Below are 23,097 nucleotides of genomic sequence, written 5' to 3'. Positions count from 1 at the left end.
CGTGACACGTCTTTTCACGTCCGAATCGGTCACGGAGGGCCACCCGGACAAGATCGCCGACCAGATCAGCGACGGCATCCTGGACGCCCTGCTGGCCAAGGACCCGCACAGCCGTGTCGCGGTGGAGACCCTGATCACCACCGGGCAGGTGCACGTCGCGGGCGAGGTGACGACCAAGGCGTACGCCGACATCCCGACGATCGTCCGGGAGACCATCCTCGGGATCGGGTACGACTCGTCGAAGAAGGGCTTCGACGGCGCCTCGTGCGGCGTCAGCGTCTCGATCGGCGGCCAGTCCGCCGACATCGCCCAGGGTGTGGACAACGCCTTCGAGCTGCGTACCGGTGAGTCGGAGAGCGCGCTCGACGCGCAGGGCGCCGGCGACCAGGGCATGATGTTCGGCTTCGCCTGCTCGGAGACCCCCGAGCTGATGCCGCTGCCGATCGCGCTGGCGCACCGGCTGGCCCGCCGGCTGGCCGCCGTGCGCAAGGACGGCACCATCCCCTACCTGCGGCCCGACGGCAAGACCCAGGTCACCATCGAGTACGACGGCCTGCGTCCGGTCCGGCTCAACACCGTGGTCGTGTCCAGCCAGCACGCCGCGGACATCTCGCTGGACTCGCTGCTCACCCCGGACGTGCGCGACCACGTCATCGCCCCCGAGCTGGAGAGCCTCGGCCTGGACACCGAGGGCTACCGGCTGCTGGTCAACCCCACGGGCCGGTTCGAGATCGGTGGCCCGATGGGCGACGCCGGCCTGACCGGCCGCAAGATCATCGTCGACACCTACGGCGGGTACGCCCGGCACGGCGGCGGCGCGTTCTCCGGCAAGGACCCGTCGAAGGTGGACCGGTCGGCCGCGTACGCGATGCGCTGGGTGGCCAAGAACGTGGTGGCCGCCGGCCTCGCCGAGCGCTGCGAGGCGCAGGTCGCCTACGCGATCGGCAAGGCCCACCCGGTCAGCCTGTTCATCGAGACCTTCGGCACCGAGACCGTGCCGGTCGCCTCGATCGAGAAGGCCGTCACCGAGGTCTTCGACCTCCGCCCGGCCGCCATCATCCGGGACCTCAACCTGCTCCGCCCGATCTACCAGCAGACCGCCGCGTACGGCCACTTCGGCCGCGAGCTGCCGGACCTGACCTGGGAGAGCACCGACCGGGCCGCCGACCTCAAGTCGGTAGCGGGAGCCTGACCGGCACCAGGCGCAGCGACCGGCGACCCGCTGAGGGGTCGCCGGTCGCTCGTGTCTGCGTCGACGTGCCACTGCCGCACCTCGACCGCCCGTTCGACTACCTGGTCCCCGCCGAGCTGGACGCCGACGCCGTGCCCGGGGTGCGGGTGAAGGTGCGCTTCGCCGGGCAACTGGTCGACGGCTGGCTGCTGGACCGCGCCGACGACTCCGGGCACACCGGCCGGCTGGCGTACCTGGAGAAGGTGGTCTCCCCGGAGCCGGTGCTGGCGCCGGAGATCGCCCGGCTGGCCCGGGCCGTCGCCGACCGGTACGCCGGCAGCCTCGCCGACGTGCTCCGGCTCGCCGTCCCGCCCCGCCACGCCCGGGTCGAGAAGGACCTGCGCGCGCACGCCGCGACGGTGGACGCGGACACCTCCGACACCGCCTCGACGCCCGACGAGGTCAGCGCGGCCCCGACCGCCGACACGCCGCCGACGCACGGGGTCGCCGCCGCGCCGTCCCCGTCCGCCGGGGTCGGTGCTGCGTCGGACGCGTCCGGGCCGACCGGGGTCGCCGCCGCACCCGACCCAACCCGGGCCGGCGCCGCGTCGGACGCGTCCGAGCCGAGCGGCGCACCGGCCCCGCCCGCCGTCGACCCGCGCGGCTGGCGGGACTATCCGGCCGGCCCGGCGTTCCTGCGCGCGCTCGCCGAGGGCCGACCGCCCCGCGCCGTCTGGTCGGCGCTGGCCGGGGAGGACTGGGCCGCCCGCTACGCCGACGCCGTCGCCGCGACCGTGGCCGGGGGGCGGGGCGCCGTCGTCGTGGTCGCCGACGCCCGGGACCTGGACCGGCTGGACGCCGCGCTGACCGGCACGCTCGGCCCGGGCCGGCACGTCTGCCTCTCCGCCGCGCTCGGACCGGCCCGCCGGTACCGGGCCTTCCTCACCGCCCGGCGCGGTACCGCGCCCGTGGTGATCGGCACCCGGGCGGCGATGTTCGCCCCGGTCGACCGGCTCGGCCTGGTGGCGATCTGGGACGACGGCGACGACCTGCACGCCGAGCCCCGCGCCCCGTACCCGCACGCCCGGGACGTGCTGCTCACCCGGGCCCAGCTCGCCGGGGCCGCCGTGCTGGTCGGCGGGTACACCCGGACCGCCGAGGCGCAGTTGCTGGTGGAGACCGGCTGGGCCCGCGAGGTGGTCGCCGACCGGGCGACCCTGCGGGCGCGTACCCCGAGCATCGCGCCGACCGGCGACGACCCGCAGCTGGCCCGCGACCCCGGCGCGGCGACGGCCCGGCTGCCCAGCCTGGCCTGGACCACCGCCCGGGACACCCTGCGCGCGGACGCCCCGGTGCTGGTGCAGGTGCCGCGCCGGGGCTACCTGCCCTCGATCTCCTGCGCGGACTGCCGCACCCCGGCCCGCTGCCCGCACTGCGCCGGCCCGCTGGCGCTGCCCTCCGCCGAGGGCATCCCCGCCTGCCGCTGGTGCGGCCGGGTCACCGCCGCGTACGCCTGCCCGGAGTGCGGCGGTCGGCGGCTGCGCGCGGCGGTCACCGGCGCCCGGCGCACCGCCGAGGAGCTGGGCCGCGCCTTTCCCGGCGTGCCGGTACGCACCTCGGGCCGGGAGGAGGTGCTGGCCAGCGTGCCCGGCGGCGCCGGCCTGGTGATCGCCACCCCGGGCGCGGAGCCGCTGGCCGAGGGGGGCTACGGCGCGGTGCTGCTGCTGGACTCCTGGGCCCTGCTCACCCGGGCCGACCTGCGCGCCGGCGAGGAGACGCTGCGCCGCTGGCTGAGCGCGGCCGCGCTGGCCCGGCCGGCGTCGGCGGGCGGGCGCGTGGTGGTGGTCGCCGACGGCGCGCTGGCGCCGGTGCAGGCCCTGCTGCGCTGGGACCCGGCCTGGTTCGCCGCCCGGGAGCTGGCCGAGCGGCGGGAGCTGGGCTTCCCGCCGGCGACCAAGATGGCCAGCGTGACCGGCCCGGCGGTCGCGGTGGCCGACCTGCTGGCGGAGGCCCGGCTGCCGGACGGGGCGGAGGTGCTCGGCCCGGTCCCGGCCGACGGCGACCGGGAGCGGATGCTGGTGCGGGTGCCCCGGGCCCGGGCCGCCGCCCTCGCCGAGGCGCTGCACACCGCCGCCGGGGTGCGCAGCGCCCGCAAGGCCGCCGACCCGGTGCGCCTCCAGGTCGACCCGCTCAGCCTCTTCTGACCGGCCGTGATCCGCGGCACCGGCCGGGCACGACCCGGCCCGGAGCGGGTACCGTCGCACACCTCGTCCGGCAAACCGGTGGTGGGGGAGTGATAACATCGCCCGTCATGCCCGGGCGCACGGATGGCGCGACGATGGCGGAGCGCGTCGATCCGACGCCATATCGATGATGTCAATCAGCCGGTGATCAGGGGTGGACCAGTCGTGACCGTTCGTCAATCGATCGTCTTCAACGGGGACCTCGGCAGCGGCAAGAGCACCGTCTCCGTCGAGATCGCCAAGCGGCTGGGCCTTCGCCGGGTCAGCGTCGGCGACCTCTACCGGCAGATGGCGCAGGAGCGGCAGATGACCGCCCTCCAGCTCAACCTGCACGCCGAGCTGGACCAGGCCGTCGACGGCTACGTCGACCAGCTCCAGCGGGACATCGCCGCCTCCGGCGAGTCGCTGGTCATGGACTCCCGGCTGGCCTGGCACTTCTTCACCGACGCGCTCAAGGTGCACATGATCACCGAGCCGGGCGAGGCGGCCCGCCGGGTGCTGCTGCGTCCCTCCGGCCCGGCCGAGAGCTACACCTCGCTGGAGGAGGCCAAGGCCAAGCTCCGCGAGCGCAGCGAGAGCGAGCGGAACCGGTTCATCCTCCGCTACGGGGTGGACAAGGCCCGGCTGCGCAACTACGACATGGTCTGCGACACCACCCGGGCCTCGGCGCCCGAGGTGATCGAGCACATCGTCGACGCGTACGAGGGCCGGCTCGGCGCCGAGGTGCTGCGCGACGCCCCGCCGCTGCTGCTGCTCGACCCGGCCCGGGTCTACCCGACCGAGGACATCACCACCCTGCGCGGGCTCTGGGACTCGGAGTTCGTCGGCGACGTGGCCGGGGCCGGCGACGAGGCCCTGGAGCCGCTGCGGATCGGCTACACCGGCGAGTACTTCTTCGTCGTCGACGGGCACCGCCGGCTCAGCGCCGCCCTGCAGAACGGCTTCAACCTGGTCCCCGCCCAGCTGGTCGCCGAGGTGGACGAGCCGGTCGTCGGCGGAATGAGCGCGCTGGACTTCTTCGCCGCCCAGGTCCGGCCGAGCACCGTCTACGACTGGGAGGCCGCGCACGGCATCCAGCTCCCGCTGCCCGAGCACGCCCTGCTCGGCGGCGCCGCCGTGCTGGCGGGGGAGCCCGGCGCCGGCGCCTGAGCCTCGCCACGATCGCCGGCGGGCCGGCCCGCCGCCCGCCGTCGCGACCGCCCGCCGTGGCGGCGGTCGGTCGCGGGGTCGCCGGGCGCCGCCCGGACGCGCATGATGAAGCCTCCGACGCATCGACGCGGGAGGCCGGTCATGGACGCAGCCGAGGCGCTCGCCCTGCTCATGTCGCCGCAGGGGCGCATCGACCCGTACCCCACGTACGAGCGGCTGCGCCGGTACGGGCCGGTGGTCCAGGCCGGGCCGGTGTTCTACGTGGTCACCGGCTACGCCGAGGCCGACGAGATCCTGCGCGACCCGCGGTTCGGGGTGATGGACGACGCGCTGCGCGACCAGTTCCTCCCCGGCTGGCGGGACAGCCCGGCCGTCGCGTCGATCTCCCGGTCGATGCTGCGCACCAACCCGCCCGACCACAGCCGGATGCGGCGACTCGCGGCCGGCGCCTTCACCCCGCGCCGCATCGCCGCCATGCGCGACGTGGTCGAGGCGCAGGCCGACGAGCTGGTCGACGCGATGCTGGAGCGGGCCCGCGACGGTGAGCCCGTCGACTTCCTGGCCGAGTTCGCGTATCCGCTGCCGGTGGGGGTGATCTGCACGCTGCTCGGTGTGCCGGCGGCCGACCGGCCGCTGTTCCGGCGCTGGGCCGCCGACCTGACCGGCGTGCTGGAGCCGGAGATCACCACCCAGGAGCTGGCCGTCGCCGACCGGGGCGCCACCGAGCTGCGCGACTACTTCGCCGCGCTGGTCCGGGCCCGCCGCGCGGCGCCCGCCGACGACCTGACCACCGCCCTGGTCCAGGTGCACGACGCCGACGGCGACCGGCTCTCCGGCGAGGAGCTGCTGGCCAACCTGGTGGTGCTGCTGGTCGCCGGCTTCGAGACCACCACCAACCTGCTCGGCAACGGCCTCGTGGTGCTGCTGGACCACCCGCGCGCGGCCGATGCGCTGCGCGAGCATCCCGACCTCGCCCCCGGGTACGCCGACGAGCTGCTGCGCTACGACTCGCCGGTGCAGCTCACCACCCGGATCAACGAGGCGCCGGTGCGCTGCGGCGGGGTCGAGCTGCCGGCGGGCAGCTGGACGTTGCTGCTGCTGGGCGCGGCCAACCGGGACTCCCGGAGCTACCCCGAGCCGCAACGGTTCGACCCGTGGCGCCCGCAGGTCCACCCGCTGTCGTTCGGGGCCGGCCCGCACTACTGTCTCGGCGCCGGGCTGGCCCGGCTGGAGGCGCAGGTCGCCTTCCCGCTGCTGCTGCGCCGGCTGCCCGGCCTCGCCCTGGCCGGCCGGCCCCGCCACCGGACCCGGCTCACCCTGCGCGGCTACGAGACCCTGCCGGTGATCATCGACACGGAGTCGGCGGCGGCGCATCGCGGTACGCCGGCCGGGGCGACCCCCGGCACTCCGTAGACTGGTACGGCACCCGTCCGTACAGCCGAAGGAGCCACACCGCGTGACCGTCCAGCCCATCCGTCTGTTCGGGGACCCGGTGCTGCGCACGCCGGCCGATCCGGTCGTCGACTTCGACACCGAGCTGCGTAGGCTCATCGCCGACCTCACCGACACGATGCGGGAGCAGAGCGGCGCCGGCCTGGCCGCGCCCCAGCTCGGTGTGGGCCTGCGGGTGTTCACCTTCGACGTGGACGACGTGCTCGGGCACCTGGTCAACCCGGTGCTGGAGTTCCCCGACGAGGAGGAGCAGGACGGCCCGGAGGGCTGCCTGTCCATCCCCGGGCTCTACTTCGACACCAAGCGCCGGCAGAACGTCATCGCCAAGGGCTACAACGGCTACGGCGACCCGATGCAGATCGTCGGCACCGGGCTGATGGCCCGCTGCGTGCAGCACGAGACCGACCACCTCGACGGGGTGCTCTTCGTCGACCGGCTGGACCCGGCCGGGCGCAAGGAGGCCATGAAGGCCATCCGCCAGGCCGAGTGGTACGACCCGGCCGCCCCGCCCACGGTCAAGCTCAATCCGCACGCCTCCGGCAGCCCCTTCGGTCTGGGGCGGTGAGGCGGATGCGCCTGATCTTCGCCGGCACGCCGGCCGTCGCCGTTCCCGCCCTGGACGCTGTCGCCGCCTCCGGGCACGAGCTGCTGGCCGTGGTCACCCGTCCCGACGCCCCGGCCGGGCGCGGTCGCGGCCTGGTCCGCTCGCCGGTCGGCGCGTGGGCCGACGAGCGCGGGATTGAGGTGCTGACCCCGGCGAAGCCCCGCGAGCCGGAGTTCCTCGACCGGCTGCGCGAGCTGGCGCCGGACTGCGTGCCCGTGGTCGCGTACGGCGCGCTGGTGCCGCCGGTGGCCCTGGAGATCCCCCGGCACGGCTGGATCAACCTGCACTTCTCGCTGCTGCCCGCCTGGCGCGGCGCGGCCCCGGTGCAGCAGGCCGTGCTGCACGGCGACGAGCTGACCGGCGCAAGCGTCTTCCAGCTCGAACAGGGCCTGGACACCGGCCCGGTCTACGGCACGCTCACCGACGAGATCCGGCCGACCGACACCTCCGGCGACGTGCTGGAGCGCCTCGCGCAGTCCGGCGCGGGCCTGCTGGTGGCCGTCCTCGACGCGATCGAGGCCGGGACGGCCCGGGCCGAGCCGCAGCCGGCCGACGGGGTGTCCCTGGCCCCGAAGCTGACCGTGGAGGACGCCCGGGTGCGCTGGACCGATCCGGCCTTCGCCGTCGACCGACGGATCCGGGCCTGCACGCCGGCCCCGGGGCCGTGGACGACCTTCCGGGGCGACCGGGTCAAGCTGGGCCCGGTGACCCCGGTCGGCAACGGCCCCGAGTTGAAGCCGGGAGAACTGCTGGTGGAGAAGTCCCGGGTGCTGGCCGGCACCGCGACCGTGCCGGTGCAGCTCGGTGAGGTGCGCGCGGCGGGCAAGAAGGCCATGCCGGCCACCGACTGGGCGCGCGGCGTCCGGGTCGGCGCCGGCGAGGTGCTCGCGTGAGCACCCCCGAGGACCGTTCCGACAGCTCCCGTTCCGACAGCTCCCGTTCCGACAGTCCCCGCGGCGACCGGTCCGCCGGTCGCGCCGACGGCCCCCGCGGTGACCGGTTCGATCGGTCCGCGCCCCGCCGCTCCGACGCGCCGCGCGGCGACCGCCCGACCGGCGGTTACCGCGGCGACCGCCCGACCGGCGGCGGTTACCGCGGCGACCGCCCCGGTGGTGGCCGTCCCGGCTTCGACCGGCGCGGCGGCCGTCCCGCCCGCCCGGCTGTCGACCTGCCCCGGTACGCCGCCTACCAGGCCGTCGCGGCGGTGCACCGGGACGACGCGTACGCCAATCTGGTGCTCCCGTCGATCCTGCGCGAGGAGGGGCTGGTCGGCCGGGACGCCGCCTTCGCCACCGAGCTGACCTACGGCACGCTGCGCCACACCGGCACCCTGGACGCGATCATCGCCGACGCCGCCGGGCGGGAGGTCGAGCGGATCGACCCGCCGGCCCGCGACGCCCTGCGGCTCGGGGCGTACCAGCTGCTGCACACCCGGGTGCCGGCGCACGCGGCGGTCTCCTCGACCGTCGACCTGGTCCGCTCGGTCGCGCCGGGCGCCGCCGGTTTCGCCAACGCCGTGCTGCGGGAGATCGCCGGCCGGGACGTCGACGCCTGGGTGGCCAAGCTCGCCCCGCCGATGGAGACCGACCCGGTCGGCCACCTGGCGCTGGCGTACAGCCATCCGCAGTGGATCGTGCGGGCCTTCGCCGAGGCGCTCGGCGGGGACCTGGGGGAGACCGCCCGGCTGCTGATCGAGGACAACGAGCGGCCCCCGGTGCACCTGTGCGCCCGGCCCGGCCTGGCCGACCCGGTGGAACTGGCCGACGAGGTGGGCGGCGCGCCCGGCGCCTTCTCGCCGTACGCGGTCTACCTCTCCGGGGGCGCGCCGGGTGACCTGCCGGCGCTGGCGCAGGGGCGCGCGCACGTACAGGACGAGGGCTCGCAGCTGGTGGCGAACGCGCTGGCCGTCGCGCCGCTGGACGGCCCGGACGGGCGCTGGCTCGACCTGTGCGCCGGCCCCGGCGGCAAGTCCGGCCTGCTCGGCGCGCTCGCCGCGCAGCGTGGCGCCCGGCTGACCGCCGTGGAGGTCTCCGAGCACCGCGCCCGGCTGGTCGAGCAGGCCACCCGGGGCCTGCCGGTGAGCGTGCTGCACACCGACGGCCGCACGGTCGGCGCGGACCCGGAGCTGCCCGAGGGGCAATTCGACCGGGTGCTGGTGGACGCCCCGTGCACCGGCCTGGGCTCGCTGCGCCGCCGGCCGGAGTCGCGCTGGCGGCGTCAGCCGTCGGACCTGCCGCCGCTGACCCGGTTGCAGCGCGAACTGCTCACCGCGGCCCTGCGCGCGGCCCGTCCCGGCGGCCTGGTCGCGTACGTCACCTGCTCCCCGCACGTGGTGGAGACGCACGTGACGGTGACCGAGGCGGCCCGGCGCGCCAATGTGCCGGCGGACTTCGTCGACGCCCGTACGCTGCTGCCGGCCAGCATGCCGGGGCTGGGCGACGGCCCGACGGTGCAGCTCTGGCCGCACCGGCACGGCACGGACGCGATGTTCCTGGCGGTGCTGCGCCGCGGCTGAGCGGCGGGCAGCGCAGCGGTACGGGGGCGGGGCGGAGCACGGCAGGGCCGCCCCGCCGCGGGCTCAGCGGACCGGCAGACCCCGGGTGCCGACGCCCTTGAGCGAGCGGGTCAGGGTGCGGTCGCTGACCCACACGAAGCACTGCACCCCGCGGTTGCCGTCGCGCCACTCCCGCTCCAGCGGGTGGTAGAAGATCGAGCCGGCGCGGAACCGCAGGTTGCCGTCGTTCGGCACCCCGGTGTACTTCGCCAGCACGCCGAGGCATCCCTTGTGGACCCGCCCGTCGCCCTTGGTGACCTGGGCGTAGCTGAGGCCGGCGGCCGGCCAGACGCCGACGAACTCGGCGTGGTGCCGGGCGGTGCAGGAGACCGGCTTCATCGCCTCGACGTCGTCGCCGTCGACCTTCGGTTCGAAGCAGCGCAGCCGCAGGTCGGTGTCGCGGGTCAGGGCGCCCTTCAGGCTGCCGGTGCGGGGGGTGGCCCGCGCCTCGTCGACGCTCTCGACCTCGGTCAGGTCGCAGCGGAACCAGCGGGCCCCACCCGTCCAGGCCGCCGGTGAGGGAAAGACGACGGCGAGGCCGAGCCGGCCGGAGCGCCAGTCGGCGCCCACCGCCCGCCGGACCTCCCGGTCACACTCGGCGCGGGCGGCGAGCATCGCGCCGGTGCCGCCGGCCGGGGGAGTGGCGCGCCGGGCGTCGGCGCCGGTGACGGTGCCCACGTGCATCGTCTCGGCCCGGTGCGAGCGGCCGCAGTCGACCGGGTGGTAGCCGCTGAGGTAGCCGACGTCCTGCACCTCGGCGTGGCAGACCCCGGCGGCGGGGACGAATCCCTGCGGCGCGGCGAGGGCCGGCCAGTCGTCGGCGAGGTCCGCGTCCACCCCGGCGGGGGCGCCGCACCCGGTCAGCGCCAGCAACGCCGCGCCGCCCACGGCGACCGCCGTCCACCACCGCCGCATCGCACCCGACCTTTCGCCGACCGTGACCGTGACGCCCGCCGAGCGGGTGTCACGGTGCGGCAGCTTACGGCACCCGGCCTTAGATGGCGGGGAGTCCCTTCGGGCCGGCGCCGCGCATCGAGCGGGTCAGCTTCCGGTCGTCGCTCCACAGGAAACAGCGGATGCCACGGTCGCCCTCCTCCCACTCCCGCTGCGACGGCGGGTAGAAGATCGACCCGGCCCGGTACGGCAGGTCGGAGTTGTTCGGCACGGCGGCGAAGTTGGCGATCAGTGCCATGCAGCGCCGGTGCACCTCCTGGTTGGCCCGGCCGAACTCCGCCCAGGTCATGTCCCGTTCGAGGTAGACCCCGACGAACTCGGCCCGGTGCGGCTCGGAGCAGAGCACCGGCGCCATGTAGTTGAGGTTGTCGCCGATCAGCTTGGGGTCGAAGCAGCGGTGGGTGAGCGGGTTGTCGCCGATCATCGCGCCGCGCAGGCTGCCGGTCCGGTTGACCGGGCGGGTGTTGTCGATGCTGTCGGTCTCGCTCAGGTCGCAGCGGAACCAGCGGGCGCCGCCGTTCCACGCCGGCACGGAGGGCAGCGCGATGTTCATGGTGAGCCGGGCCGAGTGCCAGTCGCCCCCGAGCACCTCGCGGGCCCGCTGGTCGCACTCGGCGCGGGCGGGGCGCAGCGCCGGGGAGCCCGGCTCGGGGCGCGGCCCGGCAGCCGCGTCGCCGGTGAAGGTCCCGACGTGGATCGCCTCCGCCAGGTGGTTGCGGGCGCAGTCCACCGTGTCGTAGGTGCCCGCCTGGACCACCGCCGTGATCCGGGGCAGGCAGGCGTCCGTGGCGGGCACGAACATCCGCGGTGCGGGCAGGTCCGGCCAGTCGTCGGCCAGGTCGCCGTCGGGCCGGTGCTGCGGGACGCAGCCGCTCATCGCCATCGTCGCCGCGCCGGCCAGCGCCAGCGCCACGAGCCACCGTCGCATCGTCCGCCCTTTCCGGGAGATGACGGCCGGTCGTTGCGGCCCGCGCGGAGTTGCGGTTCCGCGGGACGTGCAGCACGGCTGACCGTCTCTGATGGAGTGTTGCCGCCTTTCCGTCGGGCGGCCAGTCGCGGCTGGCCGTCCGTCCGGTTTTGCGTTCCGTGGAGCCCAATCTTGCACCAGCGGTCACTCCTGGGTCACAGGGCGTTCCCGTGGGGCCGCGATGCCCGCGGCGGGTGGCCGCATTCGTACACTGACCCCGTGACCGTACCGCCGCCGATCGTCGCGCCCAGCATCCTCGCCGCCGATTTCGCCCGCCTCGCCGACGAGGTCCGTGCCGTGGAGAACGCCGCGGACTGGCTGCACGTCGACGTGATGGACAACCACTTCGTGCCCAACCTGACCATCGGCCTGCCCGTGGTGCAGAGCCTGCGCGCGGTGACCCAGATCCCGTTCGACGTGCACCTCATGATCACCGACCCGCGTCGTTGGGCCCCCGGTTACGCCGACGCCGGCGCGTACAACGTCACCTTCCACGCCGAGGCCTGCGACGACCCGGTCGCGCTGGCCAAGGACCTCCGCTCGGCCGGTGCCAAGGCCGGGCTGGCCATCGACCGGGACACCCCGATCGAGCCGTACCTGGAGCTGCTGCCCAGTTTCGACACCCTGCTGATCATGACGATCAAGGCCGGCTTCGGCGGGCAGCGGTTCATCCCGCAGCTGCTGGAGAAGGTCCGCGCGGCCCGCCGGCACGTCGACACCGGCCACCTGGAGCTGCGCATCGAGGTCGACGGCGGGATCGCCGCCGACACCATCGAGCAGGCCGCGGCGGCCGGCGCGGACGCCTTCGTCGCCGGCACCGCCGTCTACGGGGCGGCCGACCCGGCCGAGGCGGTGCGCCGCCTGCGGGGGCTCGCGGAGCGCGCGGTTCCCGGAGCCTGACGTGGACCCGGCCGGCGACCGACCCGACGTCATCCTGGTCGTCGACGACGACGAGGACATCGCCCGCTTCGTCGAGTTCAACCTGCGGCTGCACGGCTTCGAGGTGCTCCACGCCGGCGACGGCCAGGAGGCGCTCGAGATGATCGAGCGGCACCGGCCCGACCTGGCCGTGGTGGACCTGATGATGCCCCGGATCGACGGGTTGGAGCTGACCCGCCGGCTGCGCGCCGACCCGATGACCTCCGCCCTGCCGGTGATCATGTTGACCGCCAAGGGGATGACCGTGGACAAGGTGCACGGCCTCAGCGCCGGCGCCGACGACTACCTGGTCAAGCCCTTCGACACCGCCGAGCTGGTGGCCCGGGTCAGCTCCACGCTGCGCCGCAACAAGGAGTTCCGGGAGGTCTCCCCGCTGACCGGGCTGCCCGGCAACAGCCGGATCCGCCGGGAGATCAGCGACCGGGTCCGCAGCGGCGTCGACTACGCCGTCGGCTACATCGACATCGACCGGTTCAAGAGCGTCAACGACCGGTACGGCTTCGTCCGCGGCGACGAGTTCATCTCCGCGCTGGCCCGCAGCCTGCACCGGGCGGTGGTCTCGATCGGGCTGCCGCCGGCCTTCCTCGGCCACGTCGGCGGCGACGACTTCGTCGTCGTCTGCACCCCGGAACAGGTCCGGCCGTTGACCTTCCGCGCGGTGGAGGACTTCGAGAAGGCCGCCGACAAGCTCTACGACCCGGCCGACGCCGAGCGCGGCTACGTCGAGCTGAAGGACCGCCGGGGCAACGTCCGCAGGGCGCACCTGGTCACCCTCTCCATCGGGGTCTCCCTCTCCGACGCCCGGAAGCGCTTCACCGACCCGCTCGCCGCGATCGCGGTCGCCTCGGAGATGAAAACCGTCGCCAAGAGCCAGCCCGGTTCGTACGTGGCGGTGGACCGGCGGCGCGCCGACGGGGTGTGAGGTAGCCCGCGTGCAGTGGCGTACCGGCCGGGGGAACGTGTAAGACTTCCCATGTACCCACCACGCGCTGGCGGGGCTCGGTGAAATTCCGAACCGGCGGTGATCCACGGTCCGACCGTGGTAAGCCCGCGACCCGGACGGCTCAGGCCGCCCGGTGGACCTGGTGAGAATCCGGGGCCGACGGTTGGGAGCGGGGAACGTTCCGCACCCAGAAAGTCCGGATGGGAGACAGCGCGCGGGACGGGGCGGGCCTGCGTGGGTCGTTGCATCCAGCCATCGCGTGGGCTCCCCGGGGGCGGCCGTGCCGTTCCCGGATCCGCCGCCGCCTGCCCGCGGCTCCTCCCGTACCGCCCGCGCGCGGCCCGGCGAGTGAGAGGGCAGAGGCATGGCCGGCGTCTCCGTCGACGACGCGATGCGTCGCGCCGTCACGCTGGCGGCCCGTGGCCTCGGCACCACCAGCCCCAACCCGGTCGTCGGCTGCGTCCTGCTCGATCCGGACGGCACGGTCGTCGGGGAGGGATTCCACGCGTACGCGGGCGGACCGCACGCCGAGATCGTCGCGCTCGCCCAGGCCGGTGAGCGCGCCCGCGGCGGCACCGCGGTGGTCACCCTCGAACCCTGCGACCACATCGGCCGCACCGGCCCCTGCAGCCTCGCGCTGGTCCAGGCCGGTGTGGCCCGGGTGGTGATCGCCGTGCCCGACCCCAACCCGGTCGCCACCGGCGGCGCCGCCACCCTGCGGGCCGCCGGCATCCAGGTCGAGTTCGGGGTACGCGCGCAGGAGGCCGAGACCGGCAACATCGCCTGGCTGACCTCGATGCGCCGCGGCTGGCCGTACGTCATCTGGAAGTTCGCCGCGACGCTCGACGGCCGGTCGGCGGCGGCCGACGGCACCAGCATGTGGATCACCTCCGAGGCGGCCCGCATCGACGTGCACGCGCTGCGCGGCACGGTCGACGCGGTGCTCGCCGGGGTGGGCACCGTGCTCGCCGACGACCCCCGGCTCACCGCCCGCAACCTGCGCGACGGCACCCTGGCCATCCGGCAGCCGCTGCGGGTGGTGGTGGACAGCTCCGGGCGTACCCCGGCCGGGGCCCGGGTCCGCGACGGCGCCGCCCGGACGTGGATCGCCACCGCGGCGGAGGTCGGGGCCGGCCCGGACGGCCGGGTCGACCTGCCGGCGCTGCTGGCCGAGCTGCACCACCGCGGCGTGCGGGCCGCGCTGCTGGAGGGCGGCCCCCGGCTGGCCGGCGCGTTCCTCGCCGCCGGCCTGGTCGACAAGGTCGTCGGGTACGTCGCACCGAAGCTGCTCGGCGCGGGCCGGACCGCGCTGGTCGACGCCGGCGTGACGACCATCGCCGATGCCATCGACCTGGAGATCACCGACGTTACGCAGATCGGTCCCGACCTGCGGATCACCGCGCTGCCCCGGAAGAGGGAGGCCTGAGATGTTCACCGGCATCGTCGAGGAGTTGGGCGAGGTCGTCCGCGTCACGGACACCGGGGGTGACTCCGCGCTGGTCGCCGTCCGCGGCCCGCTGGTCACCTCCGACGCCCGGCACGGCGACTCCATCGCGGTCAACGGCGTCTGTCTCACGGTCGTCGACGTCGAGGAGGGCGTCTTCACCGCCGACGTGATGGGGGAGACGCTGCGCCGCTCCGCGCTCGGCGCGCTGCGGGTGGGTGACCCGGTGAACCTGGAGCGGGCCGCCGCGCTGAACAGCCGGCTCGGCGGGCACATCGTGCAGGGCCACGTCGACGGGGTGGGCGAGATCGTCGCCCGGGAGCCCGCCGCGCAGTGGGAGACGGTCCGCTTCCGGCTCCCCGCCGACCTCGCCCGGTACGTGGTGGAGAAGGGCTCGATCACCATCGACGGCGTCTCGCTGACCGTGGCCGCCGTCGGCGACGACTGGTTCGCCGTCGGGCTGATCCCCACCACGCTGAAGCTGACCACGCTCGGCGGCAAGGGCGTCGGCGACCCGGTCAACCTGGAGGTCGACGTGCTGGCCAAGTACGTCGAGCGCCTGCTCGGCGACCGCCTCGCCGGCGGCGGCCTGCCCGGCGGGCCCGCGGGGGGTGGGCGCTGATGGGCCCGCTCGGCTGGCTGCTCGAGGCCCAGCTCGAGATCGCCGGCTCGCCGGTGCTGGTCCGCGAGATCGTCGGCAACGTCTTCGGGCTGGCCTCCGCGCTGCTCGGGCTGCGCCGACTGGTCTGGGCCTGGCCGGTCGGCATGATCGGCAACGCGCTGCTGTTCACCGTGTTCCTCGGCGGCGTCTTCGTCACCCCGCAGTCGCACGACCTCTACGGCCAGGCCGGCCGGCAGGTCTTCTTCTTCTCGGTGAGCGTCTACGGCTGGTGGCGCTGGTCGCGCAACCGCCGGCAGGGCGACGACCAGCCGGCGGTCAGCCCGCGCTGGGCCACCGGCCGCGAGCGGCTCGGCCTGCTGCTGGCCGCCGCCGTCGGCACCGCCGCCGGGTACCCGGTGCTCGCCGCGCTCGGCTCCTGGGGCCCGCTGCCGGACGCCTGGATCCTGACCGGCAGCCTGCTCGCCACGTACGGCATGGCCCGCGGCTGGGTCGAGTTCTGGCTGATCTGGATCGCCGTCGACGCGGTCGGCGTGCCGCTGCTGCTGCGCGGCGGCTTCTACCCGTCGGCGGCCATGTACCTGTTCTACGGCGCGTTCTGCGTCTGGGGTCTCGCCGCCTGGTGGCGGACCTCGCGGGCCGCCCGGTCGGCCGCCCCGTCGATTCCGTCCACCTACTCGGAGGCAGTCGCATGAGCACCTTCGCCAGCATCGAGCAGGCGGTGGCGGACATCGCCGCCGGCCGGCCGGTCGTCGTGGTCGACGACGAGTCCCGGGAGAACGAGGGGGACCTGATCTTCGCCGCCGAACTGGCCACGCCGGAGCTGGTGGCGTTCATGGTCCGCTGGACGTCCGGCTACATCTGCGTGTCGCTGACCGAGTCGGAGTGCGACCGGCTGGACCTGCCGCCGATGCACCACACCAACCAGGACCGGCGCGGCACCGCCTACACGGTGACCGTGGACGCCCGGGAGGGGATCGGCACCGGCATCTCGGCCGCCGACCGGTCGCACACCATCCGGCTGCTGGCCGACCCGGGCACCGACCCGACCGACCTGTCCCGCCCCGGGCACGTGGTGCCGCTGCGCGCCCGCGAGGGCGGGGTGCTGCGCCGCCCCGGGCACACCGAGGCGGCCGTCGACCTGACCCGGCTGGCCGGGCTGCGACCCGCCGGCGTGCTCTGCGAGCTGGTCAACGACGACGGCACCATGATGCGGGTGCCCGACCTGGAGAAGTTCTGCGCCGAGCACGCCCTGACCCTGGTGACCATCGCCGACCTGGTGGCCTACCGGCGGCGGCACGAGAAGCAGGTGGAGCAGGTCGCCGACGCCCGGATGCCCACCCCGTACGGGGTGTTCCGGGCGCTGGGCTACCGCGCCGAGCACGACCCGGCCGAGCACGTCGCCCTGGTCTACGGGGAGCTCGGTGACGGGCAGGACGTGCTGGTGCGGGTGCACTCGGAGTGCCTGACCGGGGACGTCTTCGGCTCGCTGCGCTGCGACTGCGGCCCGCAGCTCCAGGCGTCCCTGGCCCGGGTCGCCCGGGAGGGGCGGGGCGTGGTGCTCTACGTGCGCGGGCACGAGGGGCGCGGCATCGGGCTGCTGCACAAGCTCCAGGCGTACCAGCTCCAGGACCTGGGCCGGGACACCGTGGACGCCAACCTCGACCTGGGGCTGCCCGCCGACGCCCGCGACTACGGCACCGGCGCGCAGATCCTCTACGACCTGGGTGTGCGCTCGATGCGGCTGCTGACCAACAACCCGGCCAAGCGGGCCGGGCTGGAGGGGTACGGCCTGACCATCACCGGCCGCGAGGGGCTGCCGATCCGGCCGCACCCGGAGAACGTGCGGTACCTGCGGACCAAGCGGGACCGGATGGGGCACCTGCTGGACGAACTGGACGAGGTGACCGAGGCCCCGATGGGCCGCCCGGTCCCCGGCGACGAGATCGGAGCGTAGACATGGCGGGATTCGGCGAGCCCGGGGTGACCACGGTGGACGCCGCCGGGCTGACCGTGGGCGTGGTGGCCGCGCGCTGGCACGCCGACCTGACCGACCACATGCTCGACCGGGCGGTGGCGGCGGCCGAGGCGTGCGGCGCCCGGTCGGTGGTCGCCCGGGTGGCCGGCTCGGTGGAGCTGCCGGTGGTGGCCCAGGCCCTGGCCCGGCGCTGCGACGTGGTGGTCGCCCTCGGCGTGGTGGTCCGGGGTGCCACCGCACACTTCGACTACGTCTGCCGGTCGGTGACCGACGGCCTGACCCGCGTCGCGCTGGACGAGGGGAAGCCGGTGGCGCACGGGGTGCTCACCGTGGAGACGATCGAGCAGGCCCGCGACCGGGCCGGGCTGCCCGGCTCGGCGGAGGACAAGGGGTGGGCGGCCACCGTGGCGGCCCTCGACGCCGCGCTGGCCATCCGGGACGTGGCCGCGGCCAACGGCCACCGGCTCGGCTTCGGCCGCTGACCCCGCCCGTCGTCGATCGGCTCCGTCCTGCGGCGTGTCGCGGTGTCCCTGATCGGGGACACCGCGACACGCCGCAAACGGGGGTGGAGGTCGACCGTCCGGGTGGGAAGGGCGACGCGGCCGGACCCGGTGCGCGAGGTGTCGCCCGGTGACTGGAAGAATCGGATCCCGTGAAGACGTTCGAGGAGTTGTTCGCCGAGCTGCAGGCCAAGGCCGCGGCCGGCACCCCGGGCTCGGGCACGGTCGCCGCCCTGGAGAAGGGCGTGCACTTCATCGGCAAGAAGGTCGTCGAGGAGGCGGCCGAGTCGTGGATGGCCGCCGAGCACGAGGGGCCGGAGCGGACCGCCGAGGAGATCTCCCAACTGCTCTACCAGGTCCAGGTGCTGATGCTCGCCAGCGGTCTCGAGCTCAAGGACGTCTACCGACATCTGTGAGTGCGCCCCGTCGTTGATCACATCTGATCGAAGGAGCACTCCGTCATGCTGCGTGTCGCCGTACCCAACAAGGGCGCCCTGGCCGAGAAGGCCGCCGAGATGCTGCGCGAGGCGGGCTACCGCCAGCGCACCGACCCCAAGGACCTCGTCAGTCGGGACGAGCCCAACGACATCGAGTTCTTCTACCTGCGTCCCAAGGACATCGCCACCTACGTCGGCTCCGGTGACCTCGACGTCGGGATCACCGGCCGCGACCTGCTGATCGACTCCGGCGCGCCGGCCGAGGAGGTGATGGACCTGGCCTTCGCCCGGGCCACCTTCCGCTTCGCCGCCCGCCCGGAGGACGTCCACTCCGTGCAGGAGCTGGGCGGGCACCGGATCGCCACCGCGTACCCGGGGCTGGTCGATCGGTACCTCGGCGAGCTGGGGGTCAAGGCCGACGTGATCCGGCTGGACGGGGCGGTGGAGAACGCCATCCGGCTCGGCGTCGCCGACGTGGTCGCCGACGTGGTGGAGACCGGGGCCACCCTGCGCCAGGCCGGCCTGGTGGTCTTCGGCGACCCGTTGCTGCGCTCCTCGGCGGTGCTGGTCCGCCGCACCGGCGCCCCGACCCACCCGCAGGCCGAGCAGTTGCTGCGCCGCCTGCACGGGGTGCTGGTCGCCCGCCGCTACGTCATGCTCGCCTACGACGTGCCGGCCGGCCTGCTGGACCGGGCCAGCTCGCTGACCCCGGGCATCGAGTCGCCGACGGTGTCGCCGCTGCACCGGGAGGGCTGGGTGGCCGTGCAGGCGATGGTGCTCCGCGACGACGTGCACCGGATCATGGACGAGCTGTACGACCTCGGCGCCCGCGCCATCCTGGTCACCAACATCCACGCCTGTCGGCTGTGAGGTCACTGCCGCCGACGGTCGTGCTGGCCCTGGTGGTGCTCGGCGGGGTGGCGTCGGCCGCGCAGGGGGCGGCGAATGCCGAGCTGGGCGAGCGGGTGGGCAGTCCCGTGCTCGGGGCGGTGGTCAACAACGCCGGTGGCACCCTGCTGGTGCTGGTCGGATTGCTGGTGCTGCCGTCGATGCGGACCGGGCTCGGCGTGCTGCGTCGGTCCCGGCTGCCCTGGTGGTGCTACCTGGGTGGGCTCGGCGGGGCGGCGATCATCGTGATCGGCACGTACGTCGTGCCGGTGCTCGGGGTGGCCGTCTTCACCATCGCCCAGGTCGCCGGGGGCAGTCTCGGTGGCCTGGCGGTGGACCGGGCCGGGCTCGCCCCGGTGGGTCGGCTCGCGCTCACCCCGTCCCGGGTGGCCGGCGCCCTGCTCGGCACGGCGGCGGTGGGGCTCGCCCAGCTGGGCCAGCCCCTGGGCGAGCTGGCCGTCGGCCTGGTCCTGCTCGCCGTGGTGGGCGGGCTGGCGGTCGCCCTGCAGTCCGCGCTCAACGGCCGGGTGGCCGCGGCGGGCACCGCCGCGGCCAGCACCGCGATGAACTTCGCCGTCAGCACGCCGGCCGTGCTGGCCGTCGCGGCGCTCGCCGGCGCGTTCACCGTGGCCCGGCCCGACTGGCCACCGGCCTGGTACCTGTACACCGGCGGACTGCTCGGGGTCGGCATCGTGGCCAGCCTGCTGGTCGGCGTGCGGGCGCTGGGCGTGCTGCGGACCGGTCTGGCGCTGGTCGCCGGCCAGCTCGGCGGGGGACTGCTGCTGGACCTGCTGCTGCCCGGTGGGCCGGGGCTGCGCTGGCCCGTCCTGGCCGGCGCGGTGCTCACGCTGGTCGCCTCGGTGGTCCCTGGCCAGCAGCGGCGTCCGACCGCCCGGACGGCCTCGGCGTCCGCCGTCAGCCGGTCGGTGCCGGCGATGCGGTCGACCCCGGAGGATCCGGCGGGACGGCAGCGAGGCTCCACGTACGCCGACCGGCCCGCTCCGCCGGCCGGCTGACACCGCCCGCGCGGTCGGGCGACGAGGGCGCCGGCCGTGTGGCGGCGGACCACCGCCCGGGACCGGGTGGCAGACTGGTGGGGTGAGCGATACCGAGCTGATCCGCCTCAAGCCCCGTCGCATCCGGGTGGTCTGCTGGGCCTCGGCCGCCGCCGTCCTGGTGGTCTTCAGCCTGGTGGCGACCTCGCTCACCGGCCGGACCGGCGACGGCTACGGCTCCTTCCAGCGCGGCGACCAGCTCGCCATGGTCGGCCTGGGCGTCTTCGGCGCGCTGGCCATCCTGCTCTTCACCCGCCCCCGGATCGAGGCGGACGCCCGGGGCGTGCGGGTGCGCAACGTGATCGGCTCGTACGAGCTGCCCTGGGAGGTCGTCCGCAGGGTGCGTTTCGACCGGGGCGCCCCCTGGGCCAGCCTGGAGCTGCACGACGACGACCTGGTCCCGATGGTTGCCCTCCAGGCGGCCGACGAGGAGCTCGCGGTCGAGGGCGTCCGCGCGCTGCGCCGGCTGCACCAGGCCCACCTGGCCGCGTCGGCGGCCGGCCAGACGATTCGCTGAGCCCCCGGTCACACCCGCGCTGACCTGCGAGCCCGGTTTGGGGATGCCTGGGGCGAGGGTGTAGTGTTGCCGAGTCGACCAGACTGCCCCCGTTCCGACGTGCGGGCGGTCTTGAAGCGGAGCGCCTGCTCCCACCCGAGTCGCCCCTGACGGTGGCCGGGTCCGGTCCCCGGTTCCGGGCACGTCCCGGTCCCGGATGCGCGATCATGTGATCGTGCCGACCGGTCGAGCGGGCCCTGGCATGCGCCAGGGCCTTCTGCTTTCCGGCGGCCCCCACCCGGGGGCCCACGGGGTCGCCACACGCAGGACACTCGACTCGAGGAGGCCCCATCAGCGTCGAACCACGCGTGAACGAGCAGATCCGGGCACGTGAGGTCCGACTGGTCGGCCCTGAGGGTGAGCAGGTGGGCATCGTCCCGCTGGAGCGCGCCCTGCAGCTGGCCGCGGACGTCGACCTGGACCTGGTCGAGGTTGCGCCGATGGCGCGCCCGCCGGTGTGCAAGCTCATGGACTTCGGCAAGTTCAAGTACGAGAGCGCACTGAAGGCGCGCGAAGCGCGGCGTAACCAGCAGCAGACCGTCATCAAGGAGATGAAGCTCCGGCCGAAGATCGACCCGCACGACTACGAGACCAAGAAGGGTCACGTGGTGCGGTTCCTCAAGGCGGGCGACAAGGTCAAGGTGACGATCATGTTCCGCGGTCGCGAGCAGAGCCGCCCGGAGCTGGGTTACCGGCTCCTGCGCCGGCTCGAATCCGAGATCACGGACCTGGGCTACGTCGAGGCCGCTCCGAAGCAGGACGGCCGAAACATGATCATGGTTCTCGCTCCGCACCGGGCCGTCAAGGCCTCCGCGGTCGCCGCCACGGCGTCCCGTGGCGGGCCCCGGGACCGGGCGGAGGAGTCCGCCCCGGAAGCCGGTGAGGCCGCGGCGACCGGCGAGACCGCAGCAGCCGGCGAGACCGGCGCCGTCGCCGAAAACACCGGCGAGTAACAGGGGAGAGACGTTCCACATGCCGAAGATGAAGAGCCACACGGGTATGGGCAAGCGGGTCAAGGTGACCGGCAAGGGCAAGATCGTTGCCCAGCAGGCCGGCCTTCGCCACAACCTGGAGAAGAAGCCCTCCCGCCAGACCCGGCGGCTGACCGGCACGGTCGAGCTGGCCAAGGCCGACGTCAAGCGAATCAAGAAGCTGCTCGGCCGCTGACGCGCGCCACCTGAACCGAAAGAGGAGTTGAGATGGCACGCGTCAAGCGGGCTGTGAACGCCCAGAAGAAGCGTCGTACCCTGCTGGAGACCGCGAGTGGTTACCGCGGTCAGCGCTCCCGGCTGTACCGCAAGGCCAAGGAGCAGGTGCTGCACTCGATGCAGTACGCCTACCGGGACCGTCGTGACCGCAAGGGCGACTTCCGGCAGCTCTGGATCCAGCGCATCAACGCTGGTGCCCGGGCCAACGGCATGACCTACAACCGGCTGATCCAGGGCCTGCGCCTGGCCGGCATCGAGGTCGACCGCAAGATCCTGGCCGACCTGGCCGTCAACGACGCCGCGGCGTTCGCCGGGATCGTCGAGCTGGCCCGCGCCGCCGTGGCGGCCGAGGGCACCGGTGGCGCCGCGGCCCAGGCCGCCTGATCCACCCGCAGCAGATCGAGGCGTCTCCCATGCAGTCACCATCGCGCGGGAGGCGCCTCGACGCTGTCTCCGGCCCGTTCACGCCGCGTACCCCCAGGGTCGCCGCCGCCCGCCGGCTGCACCGCCGCCGGGACCGCGAGGCCACCGGCCGGTTCCTGGCCGAGGGCCCGCAGGCGGTCCGCGAGGCCCTCGCGCGCGCCGGAACGGTCACCGAGCTGTTCGGTACGCCAGCCGCCCTCGACCGGTACGCCGACCTCGCGGCGGCCGCCGCCCGGGCCGACGTAGCAGTCTCCGAGGTGACCGACGAGGCCCTGGCGGCGCTCGCCGAGACCGTCGCCCCGCAGGGCCTGGTCGCCGTCTGCCGGCACCTCGACGTGCCGCTGGAGCAGGCGCTGGGCGCCGGCCCGCGCCTGGTCGCGGTGCTCGCCGAGATCCGCGACCCGGGCAACGCCGGCACCGTGCTGCGCACCGCCGACGCGGCCGGCGCGGGCGCGGTGATCTTCGCCGGCGACGCCGTCGACCCGTACAACGGCAAGTGCGTGCGGGCCTCCGCCGGCAGCCTCTTCCACGTCGACGTGGTCCGCGCCCCCGACCCCCTCGACGTGGTCGCCGCGCTGCGGGCCGCCGGGCTCACCGTGCTCGCCACCACCGGGTACGGCGACAGCGACCTCGACGACCTCATCGACTACGGACGGCTCGCCGCCCCCACCGCCTGGCTCTTCGGCTCCGAGGCGCACGGGCTGCCCGAGGAGCTGACCGCCGCCGCCGACGCCCGGGTCCGGGTGCCGCTGCACGGCCGCGCCGAGAGCCTGAACCTGGCTGCGGCCGCCGCCGTCTGCCTGTACGCTTCAGCCAGAGCACTGCGCTGACCTCGTCACGCGCGCTACTGAGCACAGGGGAGTCGTCCGCATGGTGAACGCGTCACGGCGTTCGTTTAGCCAGCCCGCCGGTGTCGGCGGGCGGCGGGCTGCGACCCTTCCTCCCGCGTAACTCCCACCGGCGGGCTGCGGCACAGCCGCGCGTCCGTAGACTCGCCTAGCCGCCCGTGAGGG

At 74.7% G+C, this 23,097-nt stretch carries 24 protein-coding genes and 1 riboswitch; of the genes, 22 read left to right on the top strand and 2 right to left on the bottom strand.

Translation table 11 applies throughout. From position 1 onward, the window contains the following. Position 1 precedes the first annotated feature (1 nt). The 7 genes from metK (at position 2) to ACTMS9_RS29000 (ending at position 9,134) form a co-directional block, all read left to right on the top strand. Positions 2 to 1,192 carry a methionine adenosyltransferase gene (gene metK, locus ACTMS9_RS29030; protein WP_179804331.1) on the top strand — a complete coding sequence of 397 codons (1,191 nt, stop codon included), beginning with the start codon at positions 2 to 4 and terminating at the stop codon, positions 1,190 to 1,192. Between the two features lie 65 nt (positions 1,193 to 1,257). Then, positions 1,258 to 3,375: a primosome assembly protein PriA gene (locus tag ACTMS9_RS29025; RefSeq protein WP_441166488.1), complete on the top strand. Its 2,118-nt coding sequence runs from the start codon at positions 1,258 to 1,260 to the stop codon at positions 3,373 to 3,375. Positions 3,376 to 3,579: 204 nt separating this feature from the next. Next, positions 3,580 to 4,563 carry an AAA family ATPase gene (locus tag ACTMS9_RS29020; RefSeq protein WP_441166487.1) on the top strand — a complete coding sequence of 328 codons (984 nt, stop codon included), beginning with the start codon at positions 3,580 to 3,582 and terminating at the stop codon, positions 4,561 to 4,563. Between the two features lie 141 nt (positions 4,564 to 4,704). Next, positions 4,705 to 5,976, top strand: a complete 1,272-nt coding sequence (locus ACTMS9_RS29015) for a cytochrome P450 (protein ID WP_441149195.1) — start codon at positions 4,705 to 4,707, stop codon at positions 5,974 to 5,976. A 43-nt stretch (positions 5,977 to 6,019) separates the two neighbouring features. Next, the gene (def, locus tag ACTMS9_RS29010) at positions 6,020 to 6,580 is read left to right on the top strand and encodes a peptide deformylase (RefSeq protein ID WP_441149196.1); all 561 of its coding nucleotides are present in this window, start codon (positions 6,020 to 6,022) and stop codon (positions 6,578 to 6,580) included. 5 nt (positions 6,581 to 6,585) lie between these two features. Then, positions 6,586 to 7,512, top strand: a complete 927-nt coding sequence (gene fmt / locus ACTMS9_RS29005) for a methionyl-tRNA formyltransferase (protein ID WP_441149197.1) — start codon at positions 6,586 to 6,588, stop codon at positions 7,510 to 7,512. Continuing rightward, the gene (locus tag ACTMS9_RS29000; RefSeq protein ID WP_441166486.1) at positions 7,509 to 9,134 is read left to right on the top strand and encodes an RsmB/NOP family class I SAM-dependent RNA methyltransferase; all 1,626 of its coding nucleotides are present in this window, start codon (positions 7,509 to 7,511) and stop codon (positions 9,132 to 9,134) included. The genes fmt and ACTMS9_RS29000 overlap by 4 nt, the downstream gene beginning before the upstream one ends. Positions 9,135 to 9,197: 63 nt before the next feature. Here the strand turns inward: ACTMS9_RS29000 and ACTMS9_RS28995 are convergent, their stop codons facing one another. Then, positions 9,198 to 10,088 (bottom strand): septum formation family protein, encoded by an 891-nt coding sequence (locus ACTMS9_RS28995; RefSeq protein WP_441166485.1) that lies wholly within the window; start codon positions 10,086 to 10,088, stop codon positions 9,198 to 9,200. Between the two features lie 79 nt (positions 10,089 to 10,167). Continuing rightward, a complete protein-coding gene (locus ACTMS9_RS28990) occupies positions 10,168 to 11,055 on the bottom strand; it encodes a septum formation family protein (protein ID WP_441149200.1) in 888 nt (295 codons plus the stop codon). A 258-nt stretch (positions 11,056 to 11,313) separates the two neighbouring features. Here ACTMS9_RS28990 and rpe point away from each other — a divergent pair, with 258 nt between their 5' ends. The 15 genes from rpe to ACTMS9_RS28915 all read left to right on the top strand — a co-directional run bounded on the left by rpe (position 11,314) and on the right by ACTMS9_RS28915 (position 22,914). After that, on the top strand, positions 11,314 to 11,994 hold the full coding sequence (gene rpe, locus ACTMS9_RS28985) for a ribulose-phosphate 3-epimerase (RefSeq protein ID WP_436682863.1): 681 nt from the start codon (positions 11,314 to 11,316) through the stop codon (positions 11,992 to 11,994). A gap of 1 nt (position 11,995) precedes the next feature. Beyond that, positions 11,996 to 12,955 carry a response regulator gene (locus ACTMS9_RS28980; protein ID WP_357920337.1) on the top strand — a complete coding sequence of 320 codons (960 nt, stop codon included), beginning with the start codon at positions 11,996 to 11,998 and terminating at the stop codon, positions 12,953 to 12,955. A 62-nt stretch (positions 12,956 to 13,017) separates the two neighbouring features. Beyond that, a riboswitch (FMN riboswitch) is annotated at positions 13,018 to 13,192 on the top strand. Positions 13,193 to 13,340: 148 nt separating this feature from the next. Next, the gene (ribD, locus tag ACTMS9_RS28975) at positions 13,341 to 14,402 is read left to right on the top strand and encodes a bifunctional diaminohydroxyphosphoribosylaminopyrimidine deaminase/5-amino-6-(5-phosphoribosylamino)uracil reductase RibD (protein ID WP_441166484.1); all 1,062 of its coding nucleotides are present in this window, start codon (positions 13,341 to 13,343) and stop codon (positions 14,400 to 14,402) included. Between the two features lies 1 nt (position 14,403). Then, on the top strand, positions 14,404 to 15,042 hold the full coding sequence (locus tag ACTMS9_RS28970; protein ID WP_334573467.1) for a riboflavin synthase: 639 nt from the start codon (positions 14,404 to 14,406) through the stop codon (positions 15,040 to 15,042). Continuing rightward, on the top strand, positions 15,042 to 15,734 hold the full coding sequence (pnuC, locus tag ACTMS9_RS28965) for a nicotinamide riboside transporter PnuC (RefSeq protein WP_441166483.1): 693 nt from the start codon (positions 15,042 to 15,044) through the stop codon (positions 15,732 to 15,734). The genes ACTMS9_RS28970 and pnuC overlap by 1 nt, the downstream gene beginning before the upstream one ends. Beyond that, positions 15,731 to 16,996: a bifunctional 3,4-dihydroxy-2-butanone-4-phosphate synthase/GTP cyclohydrolase II gene (locus ACTMS9_RS28960; protein ID WP_441149203.1), complete on the top strand. Its 1,266-nt coding sequence runs from the start codon at positions 15,731 to 15,733 to the stop codon at positions 16,994 to 16,996. The genes pnuC and ACTMS9_RS28960 overlap by 4 nt, the downstream gene beginning before the upstream one ends. Positions 16,997 to 16,998: 2 nt before the next feature. Continuing rightward, entirely contained in the window at positions 16,999 to 17,499 is a 501-nt protein-coding gene (gene ribH / locus ACTMS9_RS28955) for a 6,7-dimethyl-8-ribityllumazine synthase (protein WP_334573470.1), read from the top strand. Positions 17,500 to 17,669: 170 nt separating this feature from the next. Next, entirely contained in the window at positions 17,670 to 17,933 is a 264-nt protein-coding gene (locus tag ACTMS9_RS28950; protein ID WP_013732805.1) for a phosphoribosyl-ATP diphosphatase, read from the top strand. Positions 17,934 to 17,978: 45 nt separating this feature from the next. Beyond that, positions 17,979 to 18,824 (top strand): ATP phosphoribosyltransferase, encoded by an 846-nt coding sequence (gene hisG, locus ACTMS9_RS28945; RefSeq protein WP_088962703.1) that lies wholly within the window; start codon positions 17,979 to 17,981, stop codon positions 18,822 to 18,824. Then, a complete protein-coding gene (locus tag ACTMS9_RS28940) occupies positions 18,821 to 19,858 on the top strand; it encodes a DMT family transporter (RefSeq protein ID WP_441166482.1) in 1,038 nt (345 codons plus the stop codon). The genes hisG and ACTMS9_RS28940 overlap by 4 nt, the downstream gene beginning before the upstream one ends. Before the next feature lie 82 nt (positions 19,859 to 19,940). Next, positions 19,941 to 20,414, top strand: coding sequence for a PH domain-containing protein (locus ACTMS9_RS28935; RefSeq protein ID WP_441166481.1), 474 nt, complete (start codon positions 19,941 to 19,943; stop codon positions 20,412 to 20,414). 347 nt (positions 20,415 to 20,761) lie between these two features. Beyond that, positions 20,762 to 21,406: a translation initiation factor IF-3 gene (gene infC / locus ACTMS9_RS28930; protein WP_441149207.1), complete on the top strand. Its 645-nt coding sequence runs from the start codon at positions 20,762 to 20,764 to the stop codon at positions 21,404 to 21,406. 19 nt (positions 21,407 to 21,425) lie between these two features. Then, positions 21,426 to 21,620, top strand: a complete 195-nt coding sequence (gene rpmI, locus ACTMS9_RS28925; RefSeq protein WP_280837083.1) for a 50S ribosomal protein L35 — start codon at positions 21,426 to 21,428, stop codon at positions 21,618 to 21,620. A gap of 32 nt (positions 21,621 to 21,652) precedes the next feature. Further along, complete coding sequence (gene rplT, locus ACTMS9_RS28920) at positions 21,653 to 22,045, top strand: 50S ribosomal protein L20 (RefSeq protein ID WP_441149208.1); 393 nt, start codon at positions 21,653 to 21,655, stop codon at positions 22,043 to 22,045. Positions 22,046 to 22,074: 29 nt separating this feature from the next. Further along, positions 22,075 to 22,914 carry a TrmH family RNA methyltransferase gene (locus ACTMS9_RS28915; protein WP_441149209.1) on the top strand — a complete coding sequence of 280 codons (840 nt, stop codon included), beginning with the start codon at positions 22,075 to 22,077 and terminating at the stop codon, positions 22,912 to 22,914. Positions 22,915 to 23,097 lie beyond the last annotated feature (183 nt).

It is taken from the genome of Micromonospora sp. L31 (assembly GCF_052068075.1).
Taxonomy (GTDB): domain Bacteria; phylum Actinomycetota; class Actinomycetes; order Mycobacteriales; family Micromonosporaceae; genus Micromonospora; species Micromonospora purpureochromogenes.
Note: the sequence above shows the minus strand (reverse complement) of the source record. Positions and strands in the feature narration are given on the sequence as shown.